Origin of the sequence: Cupriavidus sp. OTU4054, assembly GCF_038440175.1 — a bacterium.
GTDB lineage: Bacteria > Pseudomonadota > Gammaproteobacteria > Burkholderiales > Burkholderiaceae > Cupriavidus > Cupriavidus pauculus_D.
On the sequence record NZ_JASATF010000047.1, the window covers coordinates 1 to 19,857 of the forward strand.

At 65.3% G+C, this 19,857-nt stretch carries 16 protein-coding genes and 2 pseudogenes; 10 read left to right on the plus strand and 8 right to left on the minus strand.

What is annotated here, in order from left to right:
- The 4 genes and pseudogenes from AAHB16_RS31350 to AAHB16_RS31365 all read left to right on the plus strand — a co-directional run.
- Positions 1-588, plus strand: a pseudogene (locus AAHB16_RS31350) (MFS transporter); the annotation flags it as partial.
- Between the two features lie 276 nt (positions 589-864).
- The gene (locus tag AAHB16_RS31355; protein ID WP_342052808.1) at positions 865-2,196 is read left to right on the plus strand and encodes an MFS transporter; all 1,332 of its coding nucleotides are present in this window, start codon (positions 865-867) and stop codon (positions 2,194-2,196) included.
- A gap of 31 nt (positions 2,197-2,227) precedes the next feature.
- On the plus strand, positions 2,228-3,181 hold the full coding sequence (locus AAHB16_RS31360) for a LysR substrate-binding domain-containing protein (RefSeq protein WP_150372875.1): 954 nt from the start codon (positions 2,228-2,230) through the stop codon (positions 3,179-3,181).
- 67 nt (positions 3,182-3,248) lie between these two features.
- Positions 3,249-4,067, plus strand: coding sequence for a class II aldolase/adducin family protein (locus AAHB16_RS31365; protein WP_342052809.1), 819 nt, complete (start codon positions 3,249-3,251; stop codon positions 4,065-4,067).
- Between the two features lie 111 nt (positions 4,068-4,178).
- On the opposite strand, the gene AAHB16_RS31370 is transcribed toward AAHB16_RS31365, so the two are convergent.
- The 5 genes and pseudogenes from AAHB16_RS31370 to AAHB16_RS31390 all read right to left on the minus strand — a co-directional run bounded on the left by AAHB16_RS31370 (position 4,179) and on the right by AAHB16_RS31390 (position 8,221).
- Positions 4,179-4,604: an NUDIX domain-containing protein gene (locus AAHB16_RS31370; RefSeq protein ID WP_342052810.1), complete on the minus strand. Its 426-nt coding sequence runs from the start codon at positions 4,602-4,604 to the stop codon at positions 4,179-4,181.
- 143 nt (positions 4,605-4,747) lie between these two features.
- Positions 4,748-4,936, minus strand: a pseudogene (locus tag AAHB16_RS31375) (transposase); the annotation flags it as partial.
- A 74-nt stretch (positions 4,937-5,010) separates the two neighbouring features.
- The gene (locus AAHB16_RS31380) at positions 5,011-5,742 is read right to left on the minus strand and encodes a hypothetical protein (protein ID WP_342052811.1); all 732 of its coding nucleotides are present in this window, start codon (positions 5,740-5,742) and stop codon (positions 5,011-5,013) included.
- A gap of 421 nt (positions 5,743-6,163) precedes the next feature.
- On the minus strand, positions 6,164-6,733 hold the full coding sequence (locus AAHB16_RS31385; RefSeq protein WP_150372880.1) for a single-stranded DNA-binding protein: 570 nt from the start codon (positions 6,731-6,733) through the stop codon (positions 6,164-6,166).
- Between the two features lie 210 nt (positions 6,734-6,943).
- Positions 6,944-8,221, minus strand: a complete 1,278-nt coding sequence (locus AAHB16_RS31390) for an MFS transporter (protein WP_446718153.1) — start codon at positions 8,219-8,221, stop codon at positions 6,944-6,946.
- 280 nt (positions 8,222-8,501) lie between these two features.
- Between AAHB16_RS31390 and uvrA the strand changes: the two genes are divergently transcribed.
- Positions 8,502-11,363: an excinuclease ABC subunit UvrA gene (gene uvrA / locus AAHB16_RS31395; protein ID WP_150372882.1), complete on the plus strand. Its 2,862-nt coding sequence runs from the start codon at positions 8,502-8,504 to the stop codon at positions 11,361-11,363.
- Positions 11,364-11,401: 38 nt separating this feature from the next.
- Here the strand turns inward: uvrA and AAHB16_RS31400 are convergent, their stop codons facing one another.
- Both AAHB16_RS31400 and AAHB16_RS31405 read right to left on the minus strand, forming a co-directional pair.
- On the minus strand, positions 11,402-13,084 hold the full coding sequence (locus AAHB16_RS31400) for a Na/Pi cotransporter family protein (RefSeq protein WP_150372883.1): 1,683 nt from the start codon (positions 13,082-13,084) through the stop codon (positions 11,402-11,404).
- 128 nt (positions 13,085-13,212) lie between these two features.
- On the minus strand, positions 13,213-13,797 hold the full coding sequence (locus tag AAHB16_RS31405) for an adenine phosphoribosyltransferase (RefSeq protein WP_150372884.1): 585 nt from the start codon (positions 13,795-13,797) through the stop codon (positions 13,213-13,215).
- Positions 13,798-13,897: 100 nt separating this feature from the next.
- Between AAHB16_RS31405 and AAHB16_RS31410 the strand changes: the two genes are divergently transcribed.
- Positions 13,898-14,476: a DJ-1/PfpI family protein gene (locus AAHB16_RS31410; RefSeq protein WP_150372885.1), complete on the plus strand. Its 579-nt coding sequence runs from the start codon at positions 13,898-13,900 to the stop codon at positions 14,474-14,476.
- A gap of 2 nt (positions 14,477-14,478) precedes the next feature.
- Here AAHB16_RS31410 and AAHB16_RS31415 read toward each other — a convergent pair whose 3' ends face one another.
- Complete coding sequence (locus AAHB16_RS31415) at positions 14,479-16,458, minus strand: monovalent cation:proton antiporter family protein (RefSeq protein WP_150372886.1); 1,980 nt, start codon at positions 16,456-16,458, stop codon at positions 14,479-14,481.
- 149 nt (positions 16,459-16,607) lie between these two features.
- Here AAHB16_RS31415 and AAHB16_RS31420 point away from each other — a divergent pair, with 149 nt between their 5' ends.
- The 4 genes from AAHB16_RS31420 to lptB all read left to right on the plus strand — a co-directional run bounded on the left by AAHB16_RS31420 (position 16,608) and on the right by lptB (position 19,814).
- Positions 16,608-17,591 (plus strand): KpsF/GutQ family sugar-phosphate isomerase, encoded by a 984-nt coding sequence (locus AAHB16_RS31420; RefSeq protein ID WP_342052813.1) that lies wholly within the window; start codon positions 16,608-16,610, stop codon positions 17,589-17,591.
- Between the two features lie 16 nt (positions 17,592-17,607).
- Positions 17,608-18,237: an LPS export ABC transporter periplasmic protein LptC gene (gene lptC, locus AAHB16_RS31425; protein WP_150372888.1), complete on the plus strand. Its 630-nt coding sequence runs from the start codon at positions 17,608-17,610 to the stop codon at positions 18,235-18,237.
- 76 nt (positions 18,238-18,313) lie between these two features.
- Positions 18,314-18,982, plus strand: a complete 669-nt coding sequence (gene lptA, locus AAHB16_RS31430; RefSeq protein ID WP_342052814.1) for a lipopolysaccharide transport periplasmic protein LptA — start codon at positions 18,314-18,316, stop codon at positions 18,980-18,982.
- A 40-nt stretch (positions 18,983-19,022) separates the two neighbouring features.
- Positions 19,023-19,814, plus strand: coding sequence for an LPS export ABC transporter ATP-binding protein (gene lptB / locus AAHB16_RS31435; protein WP_150372890.1), 792 nt, complete (start codon positions 19,023-19,025; stop codon positions 19,812-19,814).
- Positions 19,815-19,857 lie beyond the last annotated feature (43 nt).

Consider the following 19,857-nt stretch of genomic DNA (forward strand, 5'->3'; position numbering starts at 1 on the left):
GCGTCCGCGTCCGCGCCCTCGCGGTCGCCCTCACCCGCGCCCGCCCAGGCACTCGCCTCCATCGCCCTGTCCTTCGTCTTCGCGGCAACGTGGTTCATCAGCACCGCCATGGCCGCCCACCTCCCGCGCCTGCTGCAGGCGGGCGGCGCCACGCTGGCCACCGCGGTCACGGTCGGCGCGCTGATCGGTCCCGCGCAGGTCGGCGCGCGCCTGCTCGAGTTCGGCTTCCTCCGCCAGATCCACCCATTGCTGTCGGCGCGCCTCGCCGCAGCCCTCCACCCCATCGGCGCCGCCGCATTCGCGATCGCTGGCGCCCCGGCCGCCGCGCTGTTCGGCGTGTTGCACGGCGCGGGCAATGGCATCCTGACCATCGCCAAGGGCACGCTGCCGCTGGTGATCTTCGGCCCCAGCGGCTATGGGCACCGTCAAGGCGTACTGATGGTCCCCGCCCGCATCGCGCAGGCCCTGGCACCGTGGCTGTTCGGCCTCTGCCTCGATGCATTCGGCATCGGCGCGCTGTGGGTCTCGTCGGCGCTCGGCGTGATGGCCGTGGTCATGCTGATGATGCTGCGCGGCATTACACACTGACCCGCTCGCCGAACCGCGTTCCCGAACGCGCGCACAGCTCGGGGATTTCCCCTGGCGCCCCGCATGCCCCGACGCCCCACGCCGGGGAATACCCGTCCTTTCACGCTTCCCGGCAAGCGTTTTTCGCACCATTCCCGCGATTTCCGCGACGGACGCGGTCAGGAATTGGGCACTGTGACATCCAGTCATGACCCGGTGAGAAATTGACAGTATCGAGCCGCTGGCTGGAATCGTAAATTCTCGGTGCCACGCAAAATCCCCGAGAAGGAACTCACCATGACCGCGTCCCCCACGATGCCGCCGGAAATCGCCCGCAAGATCAGCTGGCGACTGGGCCCCCTGATGATCCTGATGTACATGGCCAACCAGCTGGACCGCGCCAACATCGGCTACGCGGCCCTGACGATGAACCAGGAGCTCGGCATGACCGCGGCCCAGTATGGGCTCGCCGCGAGCCTCTTCTTTATCGGTTACGTGCTGTTCGAGGTACCGAGCAACCTGTGCATGTACCGCTTCGGCGCGCGGCTCTGGATGACGCGCATCATGATCACGTGGGGCATCGTCTCCTCGCTCACGTGCCTCGTGCCCAATGCGCAATGGCTCTATGTCGCGCGCTTCGTGCTCGGCGTATTCGAGGCCGGCCTCTTCCCGGGCATGGTCTTCTATCTCACGCTCTGGCTGCCCGCAAAGGACCGCGTGTGGATGATGTCGCTGTTCGTCACGGCCATTCCGCTCACGGGCGTGTTCGGCGCGCCCATTTCCACCTGGCTGATGGCGCACGTCACGCTGTTCGGCCTCAGCGGCTGGCGCGCGATGATCTTTCTCGAGGGGCTCCCTTCCATCGCGCTGGGCATCTTCGTCTTCTTCTACCTGCCCGATAGTCCGGCCAGGGCACGCTGGCTCTCGCCCACCGAGAAGAGCGCCGTGGCGTCGGTGCTCGCGCTCGAGCAGAAGCAGAGCCAAGCGAGCGCATCGCAACGCCATGACAGCGTGTGGACGACCTTGTCCAACCCGCGCGTCTGGGCGCTCGGCGCCGTGTACTTCGGCATCAATGCCGGCATCGTGTCGCTGCTGTTCTTCCTGCCGCAGGTCGTGGCTTCGTTCGAGAAGACGCTCGGCGTCAAGTACACGATCACGCAGATCGGCATGATCACCGCGATTCCGTTCGCGTTCGCCGCCGTCAGCATGCTCGTATGGGGCCGCATGATGCAGCGCCGCCAGCTGTCGAGCCGGCACGTGGCGGGCCCGCTGCTGGTCTGCGCGATTGCCCTGACCGTGGCCATGTGGATGACGTCTCCCTACGCGGCCATTGCGGCCTTCGCGGTAGGCGCCGCCGGCTGCTTCTGCACGATGACGACGTTCTGGCAACTCCCGACGAAGTTCCTCGCCGAGCGCGCCGCGGCCGCCGGCATCGCGATGATCACGAGCCTCGGAGTCTGCGCGGGATTCGTGCTGCCCTACTTCATTGGCTGGTCGAAGGACGTCACGGGGCACTTTGCCGTGGCATTCTATGGCGTGTCGATCCTGATGGTCGTCTCCGCGCTGATCGTGACCGCGCTCGAGGCGTCGCGCCGCAAGGCGGCCAGCGGATTGACCACCGCAACCTAGTATCGAAGCAAGTATCGAAGGAGAAACTGTCATGCGTCGTGGCGTCCCCAGTCTGGGCCTGTTGCAGGCATTCGAAGCCTCGGCGAGGCATGAAAGTTTCTCCAAGGCCGCGGAGGAGTTGTCGCAGACCCACGGCGCCATCTGCAAGAAGGTCAACGAACTGGAAGAGGACCTCGGCGTCGCGCTGTTCGACCGCGTGCGGCAGCGCCTCGTGCTGACGCCGGCCGGCGCCGAGTATGCGCGCCGCATTCGCGTGAACCTCGACCAGATCCGCCGCGACACGCTGGAGCTCGTCCGCTCGGAAAGCGCCGTGAGCCTCGACATCGCCGTCGGCGTGTCGTTCGCGGCGCAGTGGCTCGTGCCGCGGCTGCAGGACTTCTACGACCGGCACCCCGATATCCGCGTGCATATCATCGGCCGCGATCAGCCCAACTTCTTCGACGACTCGAACTTCGATGCGACGCTCTATTTCGGTCAGCATCCATGGGCAGGCATGGCGGGGTCGGCCCTCATCGGCGACGATCGGCTGCTGCTCGTCTGCGCGCCCAAGTGGTGTCCCGCGGGGCCGCTGACGATCGAGGCGATCGCGGGCGCGCCATGGATCTACACGCGCGATCTGCCTACGGCATGGACCGACTGGGCGGAATCGCTGGTCGGCCATCCGCTCAAGCACAGCGGTGCCGCGCCACGCTACGACATGTTCGTCATGTCCATCAATGCGACGGTCGCCGGTCAGGGGCTTGCCCTGCTGCCGCGCACGCTGATCGACCAGGAGCTTGCAAACGGACAACTCGTCGTCGCGCATCCGCATACGGTCAGAAGTCCCAGCACGGTGTACTTCGCGTATCCCGAGCAGCGGCAGAACTGGGAGCCGCTGAAGCAGTTCGAAGCGTGGCTGTCGGAGACCGCGGCGCGCTATCAGGCATCGATCGCATCGCCGGTCGCGTCATCGGTGGAACGCTTCCACGACAGCACCATCCTGTGAGATTTCTTCCCTATCGTCAGGGGCAGGTCTGTCCGAGAATCGATCCGACAGACAGGAACAACGCCCCATGAACGATATCGCGCCTCTCCACCTCCAGATCCCCACGCCGATCGGCGGCCCGCTGCCCACGCCGAAGATCCACACCTCGTACGACGCCGAACGCCGCGAACGAAAGCTCCGTCTTGCGGCGGCGTTCCGCATCTTCTCGCGCTTCGGCCTCGCGGAAGGGATCGCCGGACACATCACGGTCCGCGACCCCGAGCATCACGACCGCTTCTGGGTCAATGCCTATGCACAGCACTTCTCGAGCATCCATCCCGACGACCTGATCTGCATCGACGAGGAAGGCAACGTGCATGACGGCAGCGGCGGCCCCGTCAACGCGGCGGCCGTGGCAATCCACTGCGGCATCCACGCGACCCGCCAGCACGTTACCGCCGCGGCCCACACCCACTCGATCTACGGCCGCGCGTTCTCGGCACGCAAGCGCACGTTGCTGCCGATCAATCAGGAGGCCTGCCTGTTCTTCGACGACCAGGCCGCATACCAGGGCGACGTCCTGGTCCTGGACCGAAACGAAGGCCGCCGCATCGCCGCCGCCATGGGCAACCGCCGCACCGCGGTACTCGTCAACCATGGCCTGCTGACGGTCGGCACGTCGGTCGACGCCACCGCCTACCGCTTCCTCGCGATGGAACGCTGCTGCCAGATCCAGCTACTGGCCGAAGCGGCGGGCGAGTTCGTCGTCATGACCGACGAGGAAGCCACCTCCATCCGCCAGCAGATCGGCTCGGACTACGTGGCATGGCTGGCGTTTCAGGGATTGCTCGGGCAACTGCTGAGAGAGAGTCCGGACCTTCGGTACTATCAGGAAACAATCGGATAAGCCGACCCCACGGATCTGCGCTACGGCCAATCTGCGCTACGACATATCTGCGATAAGCCGCATCTGCGACTTACCGCCAGTTCGCAACCGCCTGACCCGCAGGCGCGCGACTCAACCCGTCGCGCCCTCCACGGTCTCCCGCGCCCAACGCACGATGTCCCCAAACCTCGGCGGCAACAACGCCGCCGCATCGGCAAACGACACCCACCGCCACTCATGATGCTCGGGCCTGCCGAGCTCGGCACTGACCGGCAACACCACGTCGCCCTCACGCGACAACGCGAGGAAAATGCGCGCCACCTTCCCCCGCGCATAAACCGGCGTCTCGCGATACGCGTCGCCCCACGGCAACTCGAGCGCGCGCAACCCGGTCTCCTCAGCAGCCTCCCGCAACGCCGCCGCCAACGGCGCCTCCCCTTCCTCCGGCGCGCCCTTGGGCAAATCCCAGTTTCGATAGACACGCAGCACAAGACAACGCCAACGGTCATCGAACCGGCGCACTACGATAAGTCCTGCGGAGAGTTTTTGAGTGGTCATCCAGAGTGCATAGCGTGAGAGACGGACGAAGGCAGTACGTCAGCTTACATCCCGCCTAAGCCCTTCAGGGCCCAAACTGGTGATGCCCCAGCTGTAACAGAACCTCAAACTAACGCCACCCACTGGGTGGCGTTAGTCTTTCTAGTGTCCACCTCGATCGCCAGGCACTCGCGCGTGTAATCATCCACCACGTTCAGGCAACGGAATCGCCGACCATGCGCCAGTCCATCGGAGACGAAGTCCATCGTGCGGCAAAGCTCCGCGGGCCTCAGGCCCGCTTCGGCTTCCTTCAGCACGCCGATAATCTGTTCTTCGGTGAATCGCTTCTTCATGACCGCTCCTCCTGGGAACGGAAGCTACATCGTCACGGTACTAAACACGGGGAGCAGGTCAATGCGCTGCTGAACTACCTTCTCGCTTTGTACGCGCTCATTCCGGCCTCATCCATTTGTGGATACACCGGCCCAGCGCCCGGCACGTAGGGTTGCACGATATGCGCTAGCACGGCATGCTCGGTTAGCAGCATCTCAAACAATCTTCCGTTGTAGCTGTGCTGGTACACCTCCAGAGTTTGGGGGCACATCCATCCCAACACAGTAAGCATCTCTGCTCTGCGCCCCCTTACACGGTCCAGCACTTCCGTCCAATGTTGCGTGGTGCTGTTGCGATACCAACCCTGCGTCCAAACCGGCTCGCAATGTGCGATCCGATTACGCCAAGCATTTACGTCCTTCAGCACAGTAATGGCAGCTTTCCGATTGTCCGGGTGATTCCAATGCTTTCGAGGATTCTTTGGGTAGTTAGCGAAGACATCAAGAAAGGTTCGGGCTTGGACCACCGGCGTTGGCAACTGCTGTTCCAGAATGTTCGGCCATACGCCAAACGTTAGCTTTGCTATAACGGAATCTGGCGACGGTTGCAGTTTGAGGCGGATCATTCTGTCATCGCAAAGCAACGCTTCGATCCTATCGAAAGTTGCCCCCTGCAACTTCCGAAGGCCGAGACAATAGTCGTACCAAGGAAACGAATCCGACGCACATCCGGACTTCTCCGTTGCTTGACGAGACAGACTCACATGAACTCGATTGCGGAGCGCCACCTCGAATGTCAACATCAACGACTGGAGCGCCATACTCATGGCTTGCCCCCACAACACAGCGCCCCCTGTCTCTGCTGCGCTTTGTGTCCGGAACACCCGTTTATAGACGCTACTCCTTGGACCGGATTGCGTGTCCAGGAACGCTTGGTATGGCATTTGACCCCTCTCTCCTTCGCTTGCTATACTCGGCCGCGTAGACGGTTGGACCAGCCGCTCCCAACCTGACTTCGGTCAGGTGCCGCTAAGCTCGTCAGAGCCCAAACTGGTGAAGCCCCACCCGTATCCGAGCCTGAAGCCAACGCCACCCACTGGGTGGCGTTGGTCTTTCTAGAGGATGCGCACAAGGCCAGCAGCAGAATCACTGCGCGCACAATCGCAATCCTCCTAAAATCCCCCAGCCCAAATAGCAAAAGCCCCGCACAAGGCGGGGCTTCCTACCGACGTATTCTCTGACGCGACGTCAGAACGGAATATCGTCATCCATATCTTCAAACCCATTCGACGGCGATTGCTGCTGACGGCGTTGGCCGCCGCCCTGGCCGCCTTGCGCGGCGCCACCACCGGCGCCGCCGCCCTGACCACGGCCGCCGCCGTAGCCACCGCCGCCACCGCCCGATGCTTCGCGGCTGTAACCGCCGCCGCCGCCGCCACCACCACCGTAGCCGCCTTCATCGCCGCCGCCACCGCCGCCCTGACCGCGGCCGCCCAGCATTTGCATCTGGTCGGCGACGATTTCGGTGCTGTACTTGTCCTGGCCCGACTGATCGGTCCACTTGCGCGTGCGGATGCGGCCTTCGATATAGACCGACGAGCCCTTCTTCAGGTACTGGCCGGCGATTTCCGCCAGCTTGCCGAAGAACGCGATGCGGTGCCACTCGGTCGCTTCCTTGAACTCGTTGCTCTGCTTGTCCTTGTACCGATCGGTCGTTGCGAGCCGAATGTTGGTAACGGCGTCGCCGCTGGGCATGTAGCGCGTTTCCGGGTCAGCGCCCAGGTTGCCGACGAGGATGACTTTGTTGACCGATGCCATATGAATATTCTCCGAAGGACCACCTCATCCGAGGTGGCAAGTAAATCTGTAAGAACAAATCTGCAAAAACGCCATCGCGGCAAACAAAAAGCGCGCCCCGTTGCCAAGTGTTGCGTTGGCAGGCGCGCGCTCATGCTAAACCCAAACTGCTGGAATCTGAACTAGTGCTTCTGCGGTTTTTCACCACCGTATCGATCACACCACGGTCGCTCACACCATGGTCGATGAAGCAGGCGCTTCCGCCTGCCCGCGTGCGGGGGGTGGCTTCATGCGCCACGCGATTATAAGCCAGGCCAGCAACACGACCGCACAGCCGATGAACACCGCCGCCCGCCCCTCGTGCTTGAGCAGCCAGCCGCCGATCACGCCACCCAGAAACAACCCCATCGCCTGCGTCGTGTTGTAGATGCCGAGCGCCGCGCCCCGGCTCGCCGCCGCATACCGCGACACCAGCGACGGCTGCATGGCCTCCAGCACGTTGAACGCCACGAAGAACAGCAGCAGCACCCCGACGATCGGCCACAACCCATGCACGGCGGCAAACAGGACCTGCACCGCCGTCATCAGCGCCACCGAACTCAGCAGCACCACGCGCACGCGGCCATACCGCTCGGCCGCCATCATCGGCCCGAGCATCAGGACGAACGACACCAGCACCACGGGCAGATAGACCTTCCAGTGCTGGTCCAGCGGCATGCCCGCATCGGACAGCATGGACGGCACGACCATGAACATCGCGACCTGACTTGCATGTAGCGCAAGTACCCCCACATTCAACCGGGCGAGATCGGGATTCGTCAGCACGCTGCGGAACGGCAGCTGTACCGGATGCGGAGCCGGCGGCACAGGCACGACGAAGATCGTCACGCCGATGGCCACCACGCCCAGCACCGCCATCAGCCAGAAGATGCCGGACATGCCGATGGCCTCGAGCAGCGGCGAGGCTATGACCAGCGACAGCGCAAAGGTCAGGCCGATGCTGCCCCCGACCATCGCCATCGCCTTGGTGCGATGCCGCTCGCGCGTCAGATCGGCGATGCACGCGGTAATCGCGGCCGAGATCGCGCCGGTCCCCTGCAACGCGCGGCCGATCGTGATGCCCACGAGGGTGTCCGAACACGCCGCGATGACCGCGCCTGCGACAAACAGTAGCAGCCCACCGACCATCACCGGCTTGCGTCCGACGCGATCGGACAGCCAGCCAAGCGGAATATGGAGAAACGCCTGCATCAGCCCGTAGATCCCCATCGCCAGGCCCACGCGCTGCGCGTCGTGCCCGTCCGGCAAGCCGCGCGCGAACTCGGCGAAGACCGGCAGGATCAGGAACAGTCCAAGCATGCGCAGCGCAAAGATGCTGGCCAGCGACAGACTGGCACGCAACTCGCTTCGCGTCATGCGGTCGCGCACGGGCGGCGCGCTATCGGCAACGCCTGGTTCACCGGGTGCACTGGCCGCAGCGGATTGGGGGGAAGAAGGGATCGACGGCATTGCGATCGTGAGAAGTATCTGACTCGGTCGGAACGGTGGGGCTGAATTCACAGGGCTGAACCGACGGCGCTGCGCCAGGCGGTTCGCTTCAATTCTGTCGTGTTTCCCGTCCTTTTGCCGGGGAAGCCCCCGAAACCGAAGTTCGGTATATTAGCAGGTTTGCTTCTCGCGCTTTCCCGGTCACCTGCCGTCCCCGCAGGTGCCGGAGCGGTGACACTCGGCAGGCGTTTGCCCTCGTTTGGGGCATCACAGGCGTTGCTTTAGGCACTTATAAGTTTCGATGGAAGAAATCAAGATTCGTGGGGCGCGTACCCACAACCTGAAGAACATCAATCTCGACCTGCCGCGCAACAAGCTGATCGTGATCACGGGTCTGTCCGGTTCGGGCAAGTCGTCGCTCGCGTTCGACACGCTCTACGCGGAAGGCCAGCGCCGCTACGTGGAATCGTTGTCCGCCTACGCGCGCCAGTTCCTGCAGCTGATGGAAAAGCCCGACGTGGACCTCATCGAGGGCCTGTCCCCGGCGATCTCCATCGAGCAGAAGGCCACGAGCCACAACCCGCGCTCGACCGTCGGCACCGTCACGGAAATCCACGACTACCTGCGCCTGCTGTTCGCGCGCGCGGGCACGCCGTACTGCCCCGACCACGGCATCGCGCTCCAGGCGCAGAGCGTCTCGCAGATGGTGGACGCCGCGCTCGCGCTGCCCGAGGACACCAAGCTCATGATCCTCGCGCCGGTCGTGGCCGACCGCAAGGGCGAGCACTCCGACCTGTTCGACACGATGCAGGCGCAGGGCTTCGTCCGCTTCCGCATTCGCTCGGGCGGCGGTACCGCGCACGAGGCGGAAGCGAAGGTGTACGAGGTCGATCAGCTGCCCAAGCTCAAGAAGACCGAGAAGCATTCGATCGACGTGGTCGTCGATCGCGTCAAGGTGCGCGCCGACATCAAGCAGCGCCTGGCCGAGTCGTTCGAGACCGCGCTGCGCCTGGCCGACGGCCGCGCCATCGCGCTGGAGATGGATAGCGGCCACGAGCATGTGTTCAGCTCGCGCTTTGCCTGCCCCATCTGCTCGTACTCGCTGCAGGAGCTGGAACCGCGCCTGTTCTCGTTCAACAACCCGATGGGCGCGTGCACGACCTGCGACGGCCTGGGCCAGATCACGTTCTTCGATCCGAAGCGCGTGGTGGCCTTCCCGAACCTGTCGCTCGCCTCGGGCGCGATCAAGGGCTGGGACCGCCGCAACCAGTTCTACTTCCAGATGCTGCAAAGCCTGGCCGCCTACTACGATTTCGATACCGAGACGGCGTTCGAGGAACTGCCGCCGAAGGTGCAGGAGGTCGTGCTGCACGGCTCGGGCGAGGAAGAAATCCCGTTCACGTATATCAACGAGAAGGGGCGCACCACGGTGCGCGCGCACGTGTTCGAGGGCATCATCCCGAACCTCGAGCGCCGCTATCGCGAGACGGACTCCATCGCCGTGCGCGAGGAACTCGCCAAGTACCAGAACAACCAGCCCTGCCCCGCCTGCCACGGCACGCGCCTGCGCACGGAAGCGCGGCACGTGAAGGTGGGCGAGGACGATCAGGCGCGCGCGATCTTCGAGATCAACGCGCAGCCGCTGCGCGACGCGCTCACGTGGTTCCTAACGCTGAACCTGCATGGCGCCAAGCGCGAGATCGCCGACAAGATCGTCAAGGAGATCACCGCGCGGCTGAACTTCCTGAACAACGTCGGCCTCGACTACCTGTCGCTCGAACGCAGCGCGGACACGCTGTCCGGCGGCGAGGCGCAGCGCATCCGCCTGGCCTCGCAGATCGGCTCGGGCCTGACCGGCGTGATGTACGTGCTCGACGAACCGTCGATCGGCCTGCACCAGCGCGACAACGACCGGCTTATCGGCACGCTCAAGCATCTGCGCGATATTGGCAACTCGGTGCTCGTGGTCGAGCATGACGAGGACATGATCCGCGCGAGCGACTACGTGGTCGATATCGGCCCGGGCGCCGGCGTGCACGGCGGCATGATCGTCGCGGAAGGCACGCCCGACCAGATCGAGGAAGCCGTCGCGTCGCTGACGGGCCAGTACCTGTCGGGCCAGCGCCGCATCGAGGTGCCCGCGCATCGCGCGGCGCCCGACGAAGAGCGGCTGCTGCGCATCGTCAATGCCACCGGCAACAACCTGCGCAACGTGACGGCCGAGATTCCGGTCGGCCTGCTGACCTGCATCACGGGCGTATCGGGCTCGGGCAAATCGACGCTGATCAACGACACGCTGTATCACGCGGTGGCGCGCCATCTGTACGGGTCCACGCCGGAGCCCGCCGCGCACGACCGCATCGAAGGGCTCGAGCATTTCGACAAGGTCATCAACGTCGACCAGAGCCCGATCGGCCGCACGCCGCGATCCAATCCGGCCACGTACACGGGCCTGTTCACGCCGATCCGCGAACTGTTCGCGGGCGTGCCGTCGGCCAAGGAACGCGGCTACGATCCGGGCCGCTTCTCGTTCAACGTGAAGGGCGGCCGCTGCGAGTCGTGCCAGGGCGACGGCGTGATCAAGGTGGAAATGCACTTCCTGCCCGACGTCTACGTGCCATGCGATGTATGCCACGGGCAGCGCTATAACCGCGAGACGCTGGAAGTCCTCTACAAGGGCAAGAGCATTTCGGAAGTGCTGGACCTGACGGTCGAGCAGGCGCACGAGTTCTTCAGCGCGGTGCCCGTGGTACGGCGCAAGCTGCAGACGCTGCTCGACGTGGGCCTCGGCTATATCCGCCTCGGCCAGTCGGCAACGACGCTGTCGGGCGGCGAGGCGCAGCGCGTCAAGCTGTCGCTGGAGCTATCGAAGCGCGACACGGGCCGCACGCTCTATATCCTCGACGAGCCGACCACGGGTCTGCACTTCCACGATATCGAACTGCTGCTGAAGGTCATCCACAAGCTGCGCGACCAGGGCAATACGGTCGTGATCATCGAGCACAACCTCGACGTGATCAAGACCGCCGACTGGCTGCTGGATATGGGACCGGAGGGCGGCGCCGGCGGCGGGCAGGTGATTGCCAAGGGCACGCCGGAGACGGTGGCGAAGAGCAAGGCGAGCTTCACCGGGAAGTATCTGGCCCCGCTGCTCAAGCGCTGACAGGGCCGTCCTCTCCCCCTGGGGGAGAGGACCTGGCATTACCGGGCCTGTACTTCGGGGACGCCCGCCACATCCGTGCGTTCGTCGTCCTTGAGCCGGCTGCGATTCATCAGGCCGGCCTGTTCCAGCACCGGGTAAGCGGTCGCGCAGAACAGCGAGTTCAACCGCTTCAGTTCGCTGATCATGTCCAGATGCAGCGAACTCGTCTCGATGCTCTCGACATGCTGCACCGCCACGCGCTGCAGATGGGACCGCGAATACTTGCGTTCGAGATCGCGGAACTTGGCTTTCTCTTCCACCAGCTGCTGCGCGCTGCGCAGATCGCCGGTCAGGAACACCGACATCGCCAGCCGCAGGTTGGCCACCACGCGCCCGTGCATCTCGGCAATCTCCTGCATCCCCGCTTCCGAGAACTGGAGGTTGTGCGCAATCTTCTTGTCCTTGGCATCGAGCAGCATGCGCTCGATCAGATCTCCCGCGTGCTCGAGATTGATCGTCAGCGAAATGATCTCGGTCCACCGCTGCCCGTCGTTCTCGTCGAGCGCTTCGGTGCTGATGCGCGTGAGGTAGAGCTTGATCGCGGTGTACAGATCGTCCACTTCGTTGTCGATCCGGCACGTCGCCGTGGCCAGCCGCGCATCGTTGTTGCGCAGCACGCGCAGCAGGTTGTCGAGCATCTGCTCCACGCGATCGCCAATCCGCAGCACCTCGCGCGCCGCATTGGACAGCGCGAGCGTCGGCGTGGTCAGCGCGGCCGGGTCGAGGTGGCGCGGCGTCACCTGGCTGTCGCCGGTATTGCGCCCGGGCAGGATGGTCTCGCACAGCCGCGCCAGCGGCCCCGTCGCGCCGATCAGCAAGATTGCCAGCACCACGTTGAACATCAGGTGGAAGTTCACGATCAGCCGCTGCGGATCAGTGCTGAGCAGCTTGAGCAGATCTTCCGCATGCGAGAGCAGCGGCAAGGCGATCAGGCACCCGAGCAGCCGCGACAGCAGGTTGCCGAGCGTCACGCGCTTGCCGGGCTGGTTGTTGCCCGAGGTGGTCAGCAGCGCGGAAATGCCCGAGCCGAGGTTTGCGCCGAGCACCAGTGCCAGGGCCACGTGGATGGAGACGACCCCCGCGGACGCGAGCGCACCGCAGAACAACACGACCGCGAGGCTCGAATAGCAGAGGATGGTCAGGAACGCGCCGATCAGCATATCGAGCGTGGCGTCGCCGGTCAGCGTGCTGAACAGCACCTTGACGCCGGCGGCCTGCACGACGGGACGCGTCGCGATGGAGATCAGTTCGAGCGCGAGCGTGATCAGGCCAAGGCCGATCAGCACGCGGCCGACGTGCCCCACGCGCTGGCCCTTCCACGTGAGGTGAAGAATCACTCCCACGAAGATCAGCAGCGGCGAGAGCCAGGAGAGATCGAGCGAGAACACCTGCACCATCATCGCGGTGCCGACGTTGGCGCCCAGCATGATCGCAAGCGCCGGGGCCACGGCAATCAGGCCCTGGCCCACGAACGAACTGACGATCACCGCCGTCGCGTTGCTGCTCTGGACGAGCCCGGTCACACCGAGTCCCGCCGCAAAGGCGCTGAAGCGATTCGATACGCTGACCGAAAGAATATGGCGCAGATTTGCGCCATACACACGCAGAATGCCAACCTTGACGATATTGGTGCCCCAGACCAGGAGCGCCACGCCGGAAAGCAGATGAAGAAGAACGCCCATCGTCCGCCCTTTCGTGACCGTTAAGGAACCGCAAAGCGGCGGTTCACGCGGTCATCATGTCGTTGTCAATAGGACATTATGCGCCGCGGGGCAGTCACGGGCAAACCGAGGGGCGGTTAATGCGCTTCTTAATGCCCTTCGAAGTTGCAAACGGTGAACAAAGGCAGTCCGCTGGCCGCCAGCACCTTCGATCCGCCCAGTTCCGGCAGATCGACGATGGCCGCGCCCTCGATCACCGTGGCGCCCAGGCGCTCGAGCAGTTTGCGGCCGGCCATCATGGTCCCGCCCGTGGCGATCAGGTCGTCGATCAGCAGCACGCGGTCGCCCGGCTTGCACGCATCGGCGTGGATTTCCACGGTCGCACTGCCATATTCGAGCTCGTATTCCTCGGCTACCGTCTGGAACGGCAGCTTGCCCTTCTTGCGGATCGGCACGAAACCGAGGTTCAGCTCGTACGCGATGATCGAGCCGAGGATAAAGCCACGGGCGTCGATGCCGGCCACGAGGTCCAGCTGCTGGTCCATATAGCGGTGGACGAATACGTCGATCAGCACGCGCAGCGTCTTGGGGTTCTGCAGCAGCGGGGTGATGTCGCGGAACATCACGCCGGCCTGGGGCCAGTCGGGCACCGTGCGGATGCGATCGCGCAGGTAACGGCTCACGTCGCCGAGTTCATCGGCCAACTTCGGTGACTGGAGGGTGGAATCTGCCATGAGGGAATTCAGTTTCTAAAGACAATGACGCACAATGGGCCGGTGCCCGCTGATAACGGGACTGGCCGGCCCAAACCCCGTAACCATACAGGAGAGTGCGATGGCGAAGAAGATTCTGATGCTCGTCGGCGATTTTGCCGAGGACTACGAAACGATGGTGCCGTTCCAGGCGCTCCAGATGGTGGGCCATACGGTCCACGCGGTCTGCCCGGACAAGAAGGCGGGCCAGCATTGCGCCACCGCCATCCACGATTTCGAAGGCGACCAGACCTATACGGAGAAGCGCGGCCACAATTTCACGCTCAATGCGACGTTCGCGGACGTCGATCCGGCCAGCTACGACGCACTCGTAATTCCGGGCGGCCGCGCACCCGAGTATCTGCGGCTCAACCCGCGCGTGATCGAGATCGTCCGGCATTTCGCCTCGGCCGGCAAGCCGATTGCCGCGGTCTGCCATGGCGCCCAGTTGCTGGCCGCCGCCGACGTGCTCGAAGGCCGCACCTGCTCGGCCTACCCCGCCTGCGCGCCCGAGGTGCGGATGGCGGGCGGGACCTACGCGGATATCCCCGTCGATCAGGCCCACACCGACGGCAACCTCGTCACCGCCCCGGCATGGCCTGCCCACGCGGCATGGCTGGCCCAGTTCCTGACCGTGCTCGGAACGACGATTTCACACTAGGTTCAGTCCCGGATCAGCCGCTCCTCGGCGGCTTCCAGCGCTTCCGGCGTCCCGCGCAGCACGACGATATCGCCGGGCTCCAGCACGGTGTCGGGCTCGGGGTCGAACGCCGGAATCCCGCGCCGCCGCACGGCGGTCACCTCCACGCCGATCCGCTCGAGCCCCAGCAGCCCGAGCCGGCGCCCGACCGCCGTATGCTCCCCGCCCAGCGAGACCGCGTGCAGCCGCACCGTATCGCGCTCGACCATGTCTTCTTCGTCGTCGCGCCCGTGGAAGTAACCGCGCAGCAGGCTGTAGCGCGCGTCGCGGGCCTCCTGCACGCCGCGCACCACGCGGCGCATGGGCACGCCCAGCAGCACCAGCGCGTGGGAGGCCAGCATCAGGCTCCCCTCGATGATCTCGGGCACCACCTCGGTCGCGCCGGCCTTCTGCAGCGTGTCCAGTTCCGAGTCATCGACGGTCCGCACGATCACCGGCAATGCCGGCGCCAGCTCCTGCACGTGGTGGAGCACCCGCAGCGCGGACGGCGTATTGGCATAGGTGATGATCAGCGCCGCCGCCCGGTGGATACCGGCCGCGATCAGCGCCTCGCGCCGCGCGGCATCGCCATAGACGACGGTATCCCCGGCCGCCGCGGCCTCCCGCACACGGTCCGGATCCAGATCGAGCGCCACATAGGTAATGCCCTCGCGCTCCAGCAGGTGCGCGAGGTTCTGCCCGCTGCGGCCAAAGCCGCAGATGATCGCGTGCTTCTCGGTCTGCAGGCTCTGCACCGCGATGCGCGTCATGTTCAGCGACTGCATCAGCCATTCGTTGGCCGCAAAGCGCAGGACGATCGCATCGCTGTACTGGATCAGGAACGGCGCCACGAGCATCGACAGCAGCATCGAGGCCAGAATCACCTGCGTGAGCACCGGGTCCACGAGCCCCATGCCGTCGATCTGGTTCAGCAGCACGAACCCGAACTCGCCGGCCTGCGCAAGGCCAAGGCCCGTGCGGATGGCGACGCCCTGCCGCGACCCGAACGCGCGCGCGAGCAGCGCGATCAGCACGAGCTTGAAGACGATGGGCACCACCAGCAGCCCGAGCACGAGCCAGACATGGTCGTAGACCACCTGCACGTTCAGCAGCATGCCGATGGTCACGAAGAACAGCCCCAGCAGCACGTCGCGGAACGGCTTGATGTCCTCTTCCACCTGATGCCGGTACGGTGTCTCGGAGATCAGCATGCCGGCGAGGAAGGCACCCAGCGCCATGGAAAGGCCCAGCCGCTCGGTCAGCGCGGCCATGCCGAGCGTCACCAGCAGCAGGTTCAGCATGAACAGCTCCTGCGACCGGCGTGCCGCCACGATATGGAACCAGCGGCTCATGAGCCGCTGGCCCACGAAGAAGATCAGGCTCAGCGCGACCACGATCTTGACGGTGGCCAGGCCGAGCGCGGCCACGAGGTCGCCCGGGTCCCGCGACAGCGCCGGGATGATGATCAGCAGCGGCACCACGGCCAGATCCTGGAACAGCAGCACGCTGATGATGTTGCGCCCGTGCTCGCTTTCGAGCTCCATGCGCTCGGACAGCATCTTGGAGACGATGGCCGTGGACGACATGGCCAGCGCGCCGCCCAGCGCGATCGACGCCTGCCATGACAAGGGGAACAGCCAGCTGAACAGCCAGCTCGCCGGCAGCACCACGAGCATCGACAGCACCACCTGCGACCCGCCCAGCCCGAATACGAGCCGCTTCATCGCACGCAGCTTGCCAAGGCTGAACTCGAGCCCGATCGAGAACATCAGGAAGACCACGCCGAATTCGGCCAGGTATTTGGTCTGGGCCGAATCGCTGGCCAGGCCGAGCGCGTGGGGACCGATCAGGATGCCCACCGCCAGATAACCGAGCATCGGGGGCAATTGCAGCATGCGGAAGGCCACCACGCCGAACACGGCGGCGGCCAGCAGTACCAGGGTCAGTTCCAGCGGAGAATGCATGCAGCAGCGGTTCGGACGTCTTAAACGGGCGGAAACGAAACAAGCGGAAACGAGCAGGAACAACCGGGATGCGCGCGGATCGAACGGCCACGCACGCGCGCCGGACGGCACGCCAGACGCCATCGCATTCGTTGGTATACTCCGTCGCCATGATAGCCAATTTCGATGCGGATCGAGCACTTCGTCTCGGCCGCGACACCCTCCAGATCGAAGCCGACGCGGTTCGCGGGCTGATCGACCGACTGACCCCCGATTTCGCGGACGCCGTGCGCCTGTTACTGGCCTGCACCGGCCGCGTGGTCGTGTCCGGCATCGGCAAGTCGGGCCACATCGGCCGCAAGGTCGCCGCGACCCTCGCCTCCACCGGAACGCCGTCGTTCTTCGTGCATCCGGCCGAGGCCAGCCATGGCGACCTCGGCATGATCACGCGCGACGACGTGCTCATCGCGTTCTCGAACTCGGGCGAAACGGGCGAGCTGCTGTCGATCGTGCCCATCGTCAAGCGCATGGGCGCGCGGCTGATCTCGATTACCGGCAACCCGGCCTCGAATCTGGCCCGGCTGTCCGACGTGCACCTCAATGGCGCGGTGGAAACCGAGGCCTGCCCGCTGAACCTGGCCCCGACCGCCAGCACCACCGCCGCGCTCGCGCTCGGCGACGCGCTGGCCGTGGCGGTGCTGGACGCGCGCGGGTTCGGCGAGGAAGACTTCGCGCGCTCCCACCCGGGCGGCGCGCTCGGCCGCAAGCTGCTGACCCACGTGCGCGACGTCATGCGTACCGGCAACGCGGTGCCCGAGGTGCGCGAGAACACCCCGCTCGCGCAGGCGCTGATGGAAATCACACGCAAGGGCATGGCCATGACGGCCGTGGTCGACGACGCGGGCCACGCCATCGGCGTGTTCACGGACGGCGACCTGCGCCGGCTGCTGGAAACCCCGCGCGACTGGCGCGTCGTGCCCATCGGCGAGGTCATGCACGCGAATCCGCGCACGGTCCTGCAGGACGCGCTGGCCGTCGAGGCCGTACAGATCATGGAAGCCAACCGCATCAACCAGCTGCTGGTGGTGGATGGCGACAGACGCCTGACCGGGGCGCTCCATATCCATGACCTGACGCGCGCCAAGGTCATCTGACCAGGCGCCGGCCACCATGCAGGCACTCCTCGCCAAACTGACCGGGCTCGTCATGCGGCTGCTGCCGCTGCTGCTGATGGCGATCGTTGCCGGCAGCACGTTCTGGCTCGTCGAGATCAACTCGCCGCGCGAGGACAAGGCCGCGGTCACGGGCAAGCGCCACGAGCCCGACTATTACATCGACAATTTCTCGGCCACCGAGCTCGCGCAGGACGGCAGCACCAAGCTGCGGTTCACCGGCATCAAGATGATCCACTTCGAGGACGACCAGACCTACGAGGTGACGCGCCCCGCCATGCGCGCGTACGAACCGGACCGCCCGCCCGTGACCGCCAACGCCGACCGCGGCGTGATGAACAGCGAGGGCTCGATCATCGATCTCTACGGCAATGCGTTCATCGTGCGGCAGGCTGGCACGGACCTCAGCAAGGACCCGCGCATGACCGCGGCCTCGCAGTATTTCCAGCTGCTGGTGAACGACGACATCGTGAAAACCAACCAGCCCGTGCAACTGGTGCGCGGCCCTTCCGTGATGAACGCAAACGGGCTGATCTTCAACAACGTCACCCGCGAAGTACAATTGCTGGGTAACGTTCGCGGCACCATCATCACGGGGCCGCCTTCGGGCCAGGCTCCGAAACCATAAGAAGCGCGCCCATGCAAGACCGTCGCCCCGCGCGCAGCCTTGCCAGGCCGTCATCCAGTCCATTTTCTAGTCCGCTATGACTTCATCCCAGACGACGCCGTCCCGTCGCCGCCCCGCCGCTGTCGCGCTGCTCGCCATGGTCGCCGCCCTCGGGCTATCGCTCGCGGGCCCCGCGCACGCCGAACGCGCGGATCGCGACAAGCCGCTCGTGCTGGAAGCGGACAACGCCAGCTACGACGACGTCAAGCAGATCTACACGCTGACCGGCAACGTCGTGCTGACCAAGGGCACGATGGTGCTGAAGTCCGATGCGGCCGAACTGCGTACCGATCCCGAGGGTTATCAGTACGCAATCGCGACCGCCAAGCCGGGACGCCAGGCCTATATCCGCCAGAAGCGCGACGGCGTGGACGAGTACATCGACGGCTGGGGCGACCGCATCGAATACGACGGCAAGCAGGAACTGTCGCGGCTGATCGGCCATGCCCGCGCGGCGCGCGTCGCCGGCACGAAGGTCATCGACGAGATCCGCGGCGCGCTGATCACGTACGACAGCCGCAACGAGTTCTACACCGCCGCGGGCGGCGGAGACACGACCGCCGCCGGCGCGCCGTCCTCGGGCCGCGTGCGCGCGGTGCTGTCGCCGCGCGCGGACGCGAGCGCGCCCGCCGCGCCGCTGGACCTGAAGCCCTCGCCAGTCCCGTCGCCCAACTCGTCGCAGAACCCGTCGCCGGCCAAGCCCTGAGCCCCGCGCTCCGGGCCCGAAGCACCCCAACGCAGCAGTCATGAACGATACCGCCACGCTCGCCAAGCCGATCTCCACCGCCACTGTCTCCAATGGCAGCACGCTCGTCGTGCGCCACCTGAAGAAGCGCTACGGCTCGCGTACCGTCGTCAAGGACGTGTCGCTCGACGTCAAGAGCGGCGAGGTGGTCGGGCTGCTGGGCCCGAACGGCGCGGGCAAGACGACCTCGTTCTACATGATCGTGGGCCTCGTCGCGCTCGACGAAGGCGACATCGTGCTCGATGGCGACCACATCAGCGGCCTGCCGATCCACGAGCGCGCGCGCATGGGCCTGTCGTACCTGCCGCAGGAAGCGTCGGTCTTCCGCAAGCTCAACGTGGAAGAGAACATCCGCGCGGTGCTCGAGCTGCAGCAGGAGAACGGCAAGCCGCTCAAGAAGGACGAGATGAACAAGCGGCTGGACACGCTGCTCGACGATCTCCAGATCGCGCACCTGCGCAACAACCCCGCGCTGTCCCTGTCCGGCGGCGAGCGCCGCCGCGTGGAAATCGCGCGCGCGCTGGCCTCCTCGCCCCGCTTCATCCTGCTCGACGAGCCGTTCGCGGGCGTGGATCCGATCGCCGTCGGCGAAATCCAGCGTATCGTCAGCTTCCTCAAGGCACGCAACATCGGCGTGCTGATCACCGACCACAACGTGCGCGAAACGCTCGGCATCTGCGACCACGCGTACATCATCAGCGAAGGCACGGTGCTCGCCGAGGGCCAGCCCGAGGACATCATCGCCAACGAATCCGTGCGGCGCGTCTACCTGGGCGAAAACTTCCGGATGTGATGCCCCGGCCGCGAGTGCGGCCGCTCACATTCGCGCTCGGTCA

Coding starts and splice junctions, on each gene's coding strand:
- lptC (WP_150372888.1), top strand. CDS start 17,608: ATGCAGGCACTCCTCGCCAAACTGACCGGGCTCGTCATGCGGCTGCTG.
- uvrA (WP_150372882.1), top strand. CDS start 8,502: ATGGAAGAAATCAAGATTCGTGGGGCGCGTACCCACAACCTGAAGAAC.
- AAHB16_RS31400 (WP_150372883.1), bottom strand. CDS start 13,084: ATGGGCGTTCTTCTTCATCTGCTTTCCGGCGTGGCGCTCCTGGTCTGG.
- AAHB16_RS31370 (WP_342052810.1), bottom strand. CDS start 4,604: ATGACCACTCAAAAACTCTCCGCAGGACTTATCGTAGTGCGCCGGTTC.
- AAHB16_RS31415 (WP_150372886.1), bottom strand. CDS start 16,458: ATGCATTCTCCGCTGGAACTGACCCTGGTACTGCTGGCCGCCGCCGTG.
- AAHB16_RS31405 (WP_150372884.1), bottom strand. CDS start 13,797: ATGGCAGATTCCACCCTCCAGTCACCGAAGTTGGCCGATGAACTCGGC.
- AAHB16_RS31380 (WP_342052811.1), bottom strand. CDS start 5,742: ATGAGTATGGCGCTCCAGTCGTTGATGTTGACATTCGAGGTGGCGCTC.
- AAHB16_RS31420 (WP_342052813.1), top strand. CDS start 16,608: ATGATAGCCAATTTCGATGCGGATCGAGCACTTCGTCTCGGCCGCGAC.
- AAHB16_RS31385 (WP_150372880.1), bottom strand. CDS start 6,733: ATGGCATCGGTCAACAAAGTCATCCTCGTCGGCAACCTGGGCGCTGAC.
- lptB (WP_150372890.1), top strand. CDS start 19,023: ATGAACGATACCGCCACGCTCGCCAAGCCGATCTCCACCGCCACTGTC.
- AAHB16_RS31355 (WP_342052808.1), top strand. CDS start 865: ATGACCGCGTCCCCCACGATGCCGCCGGAAATCGCCCGCAAGATCAGC.
- AAHB16_RS31390 (WP_446718153.1), bottom strand. CDS start 8,221: ATGCCGTCGATCCCTTCTTCCCCCCAATCCGCTGCGGCCAGTGCACCC.
- AAHB16_RS31360 (WP_150372875.1), top strand. CDS start 2,228: ATGCGTCGTGGCGTCCCCAGTCTGGGCCTGTTGCAGGCATTCGAAGCC.
- AAHB16_RS31410 (WP_150372885.1), top strand. CDS start 13,898: ATGGCGAAGAAGATTCTGATGCTCGTCGGCGATTTTGCCGAGGACTAC.
- AAHB16_RS31365 (WP_342052809.1), top strand. CDS start 3,249: ATGAACGATATCGCGCCTCTCCACCTCCAGATCCCCACGCCGATCGGC.
- lptA (WP_342052814.1), top strand. CDS start 18,314: ATGACTTCATCCCAGACGACGCCGTCCCGTCGCCGCCCCGCCGCTGTC.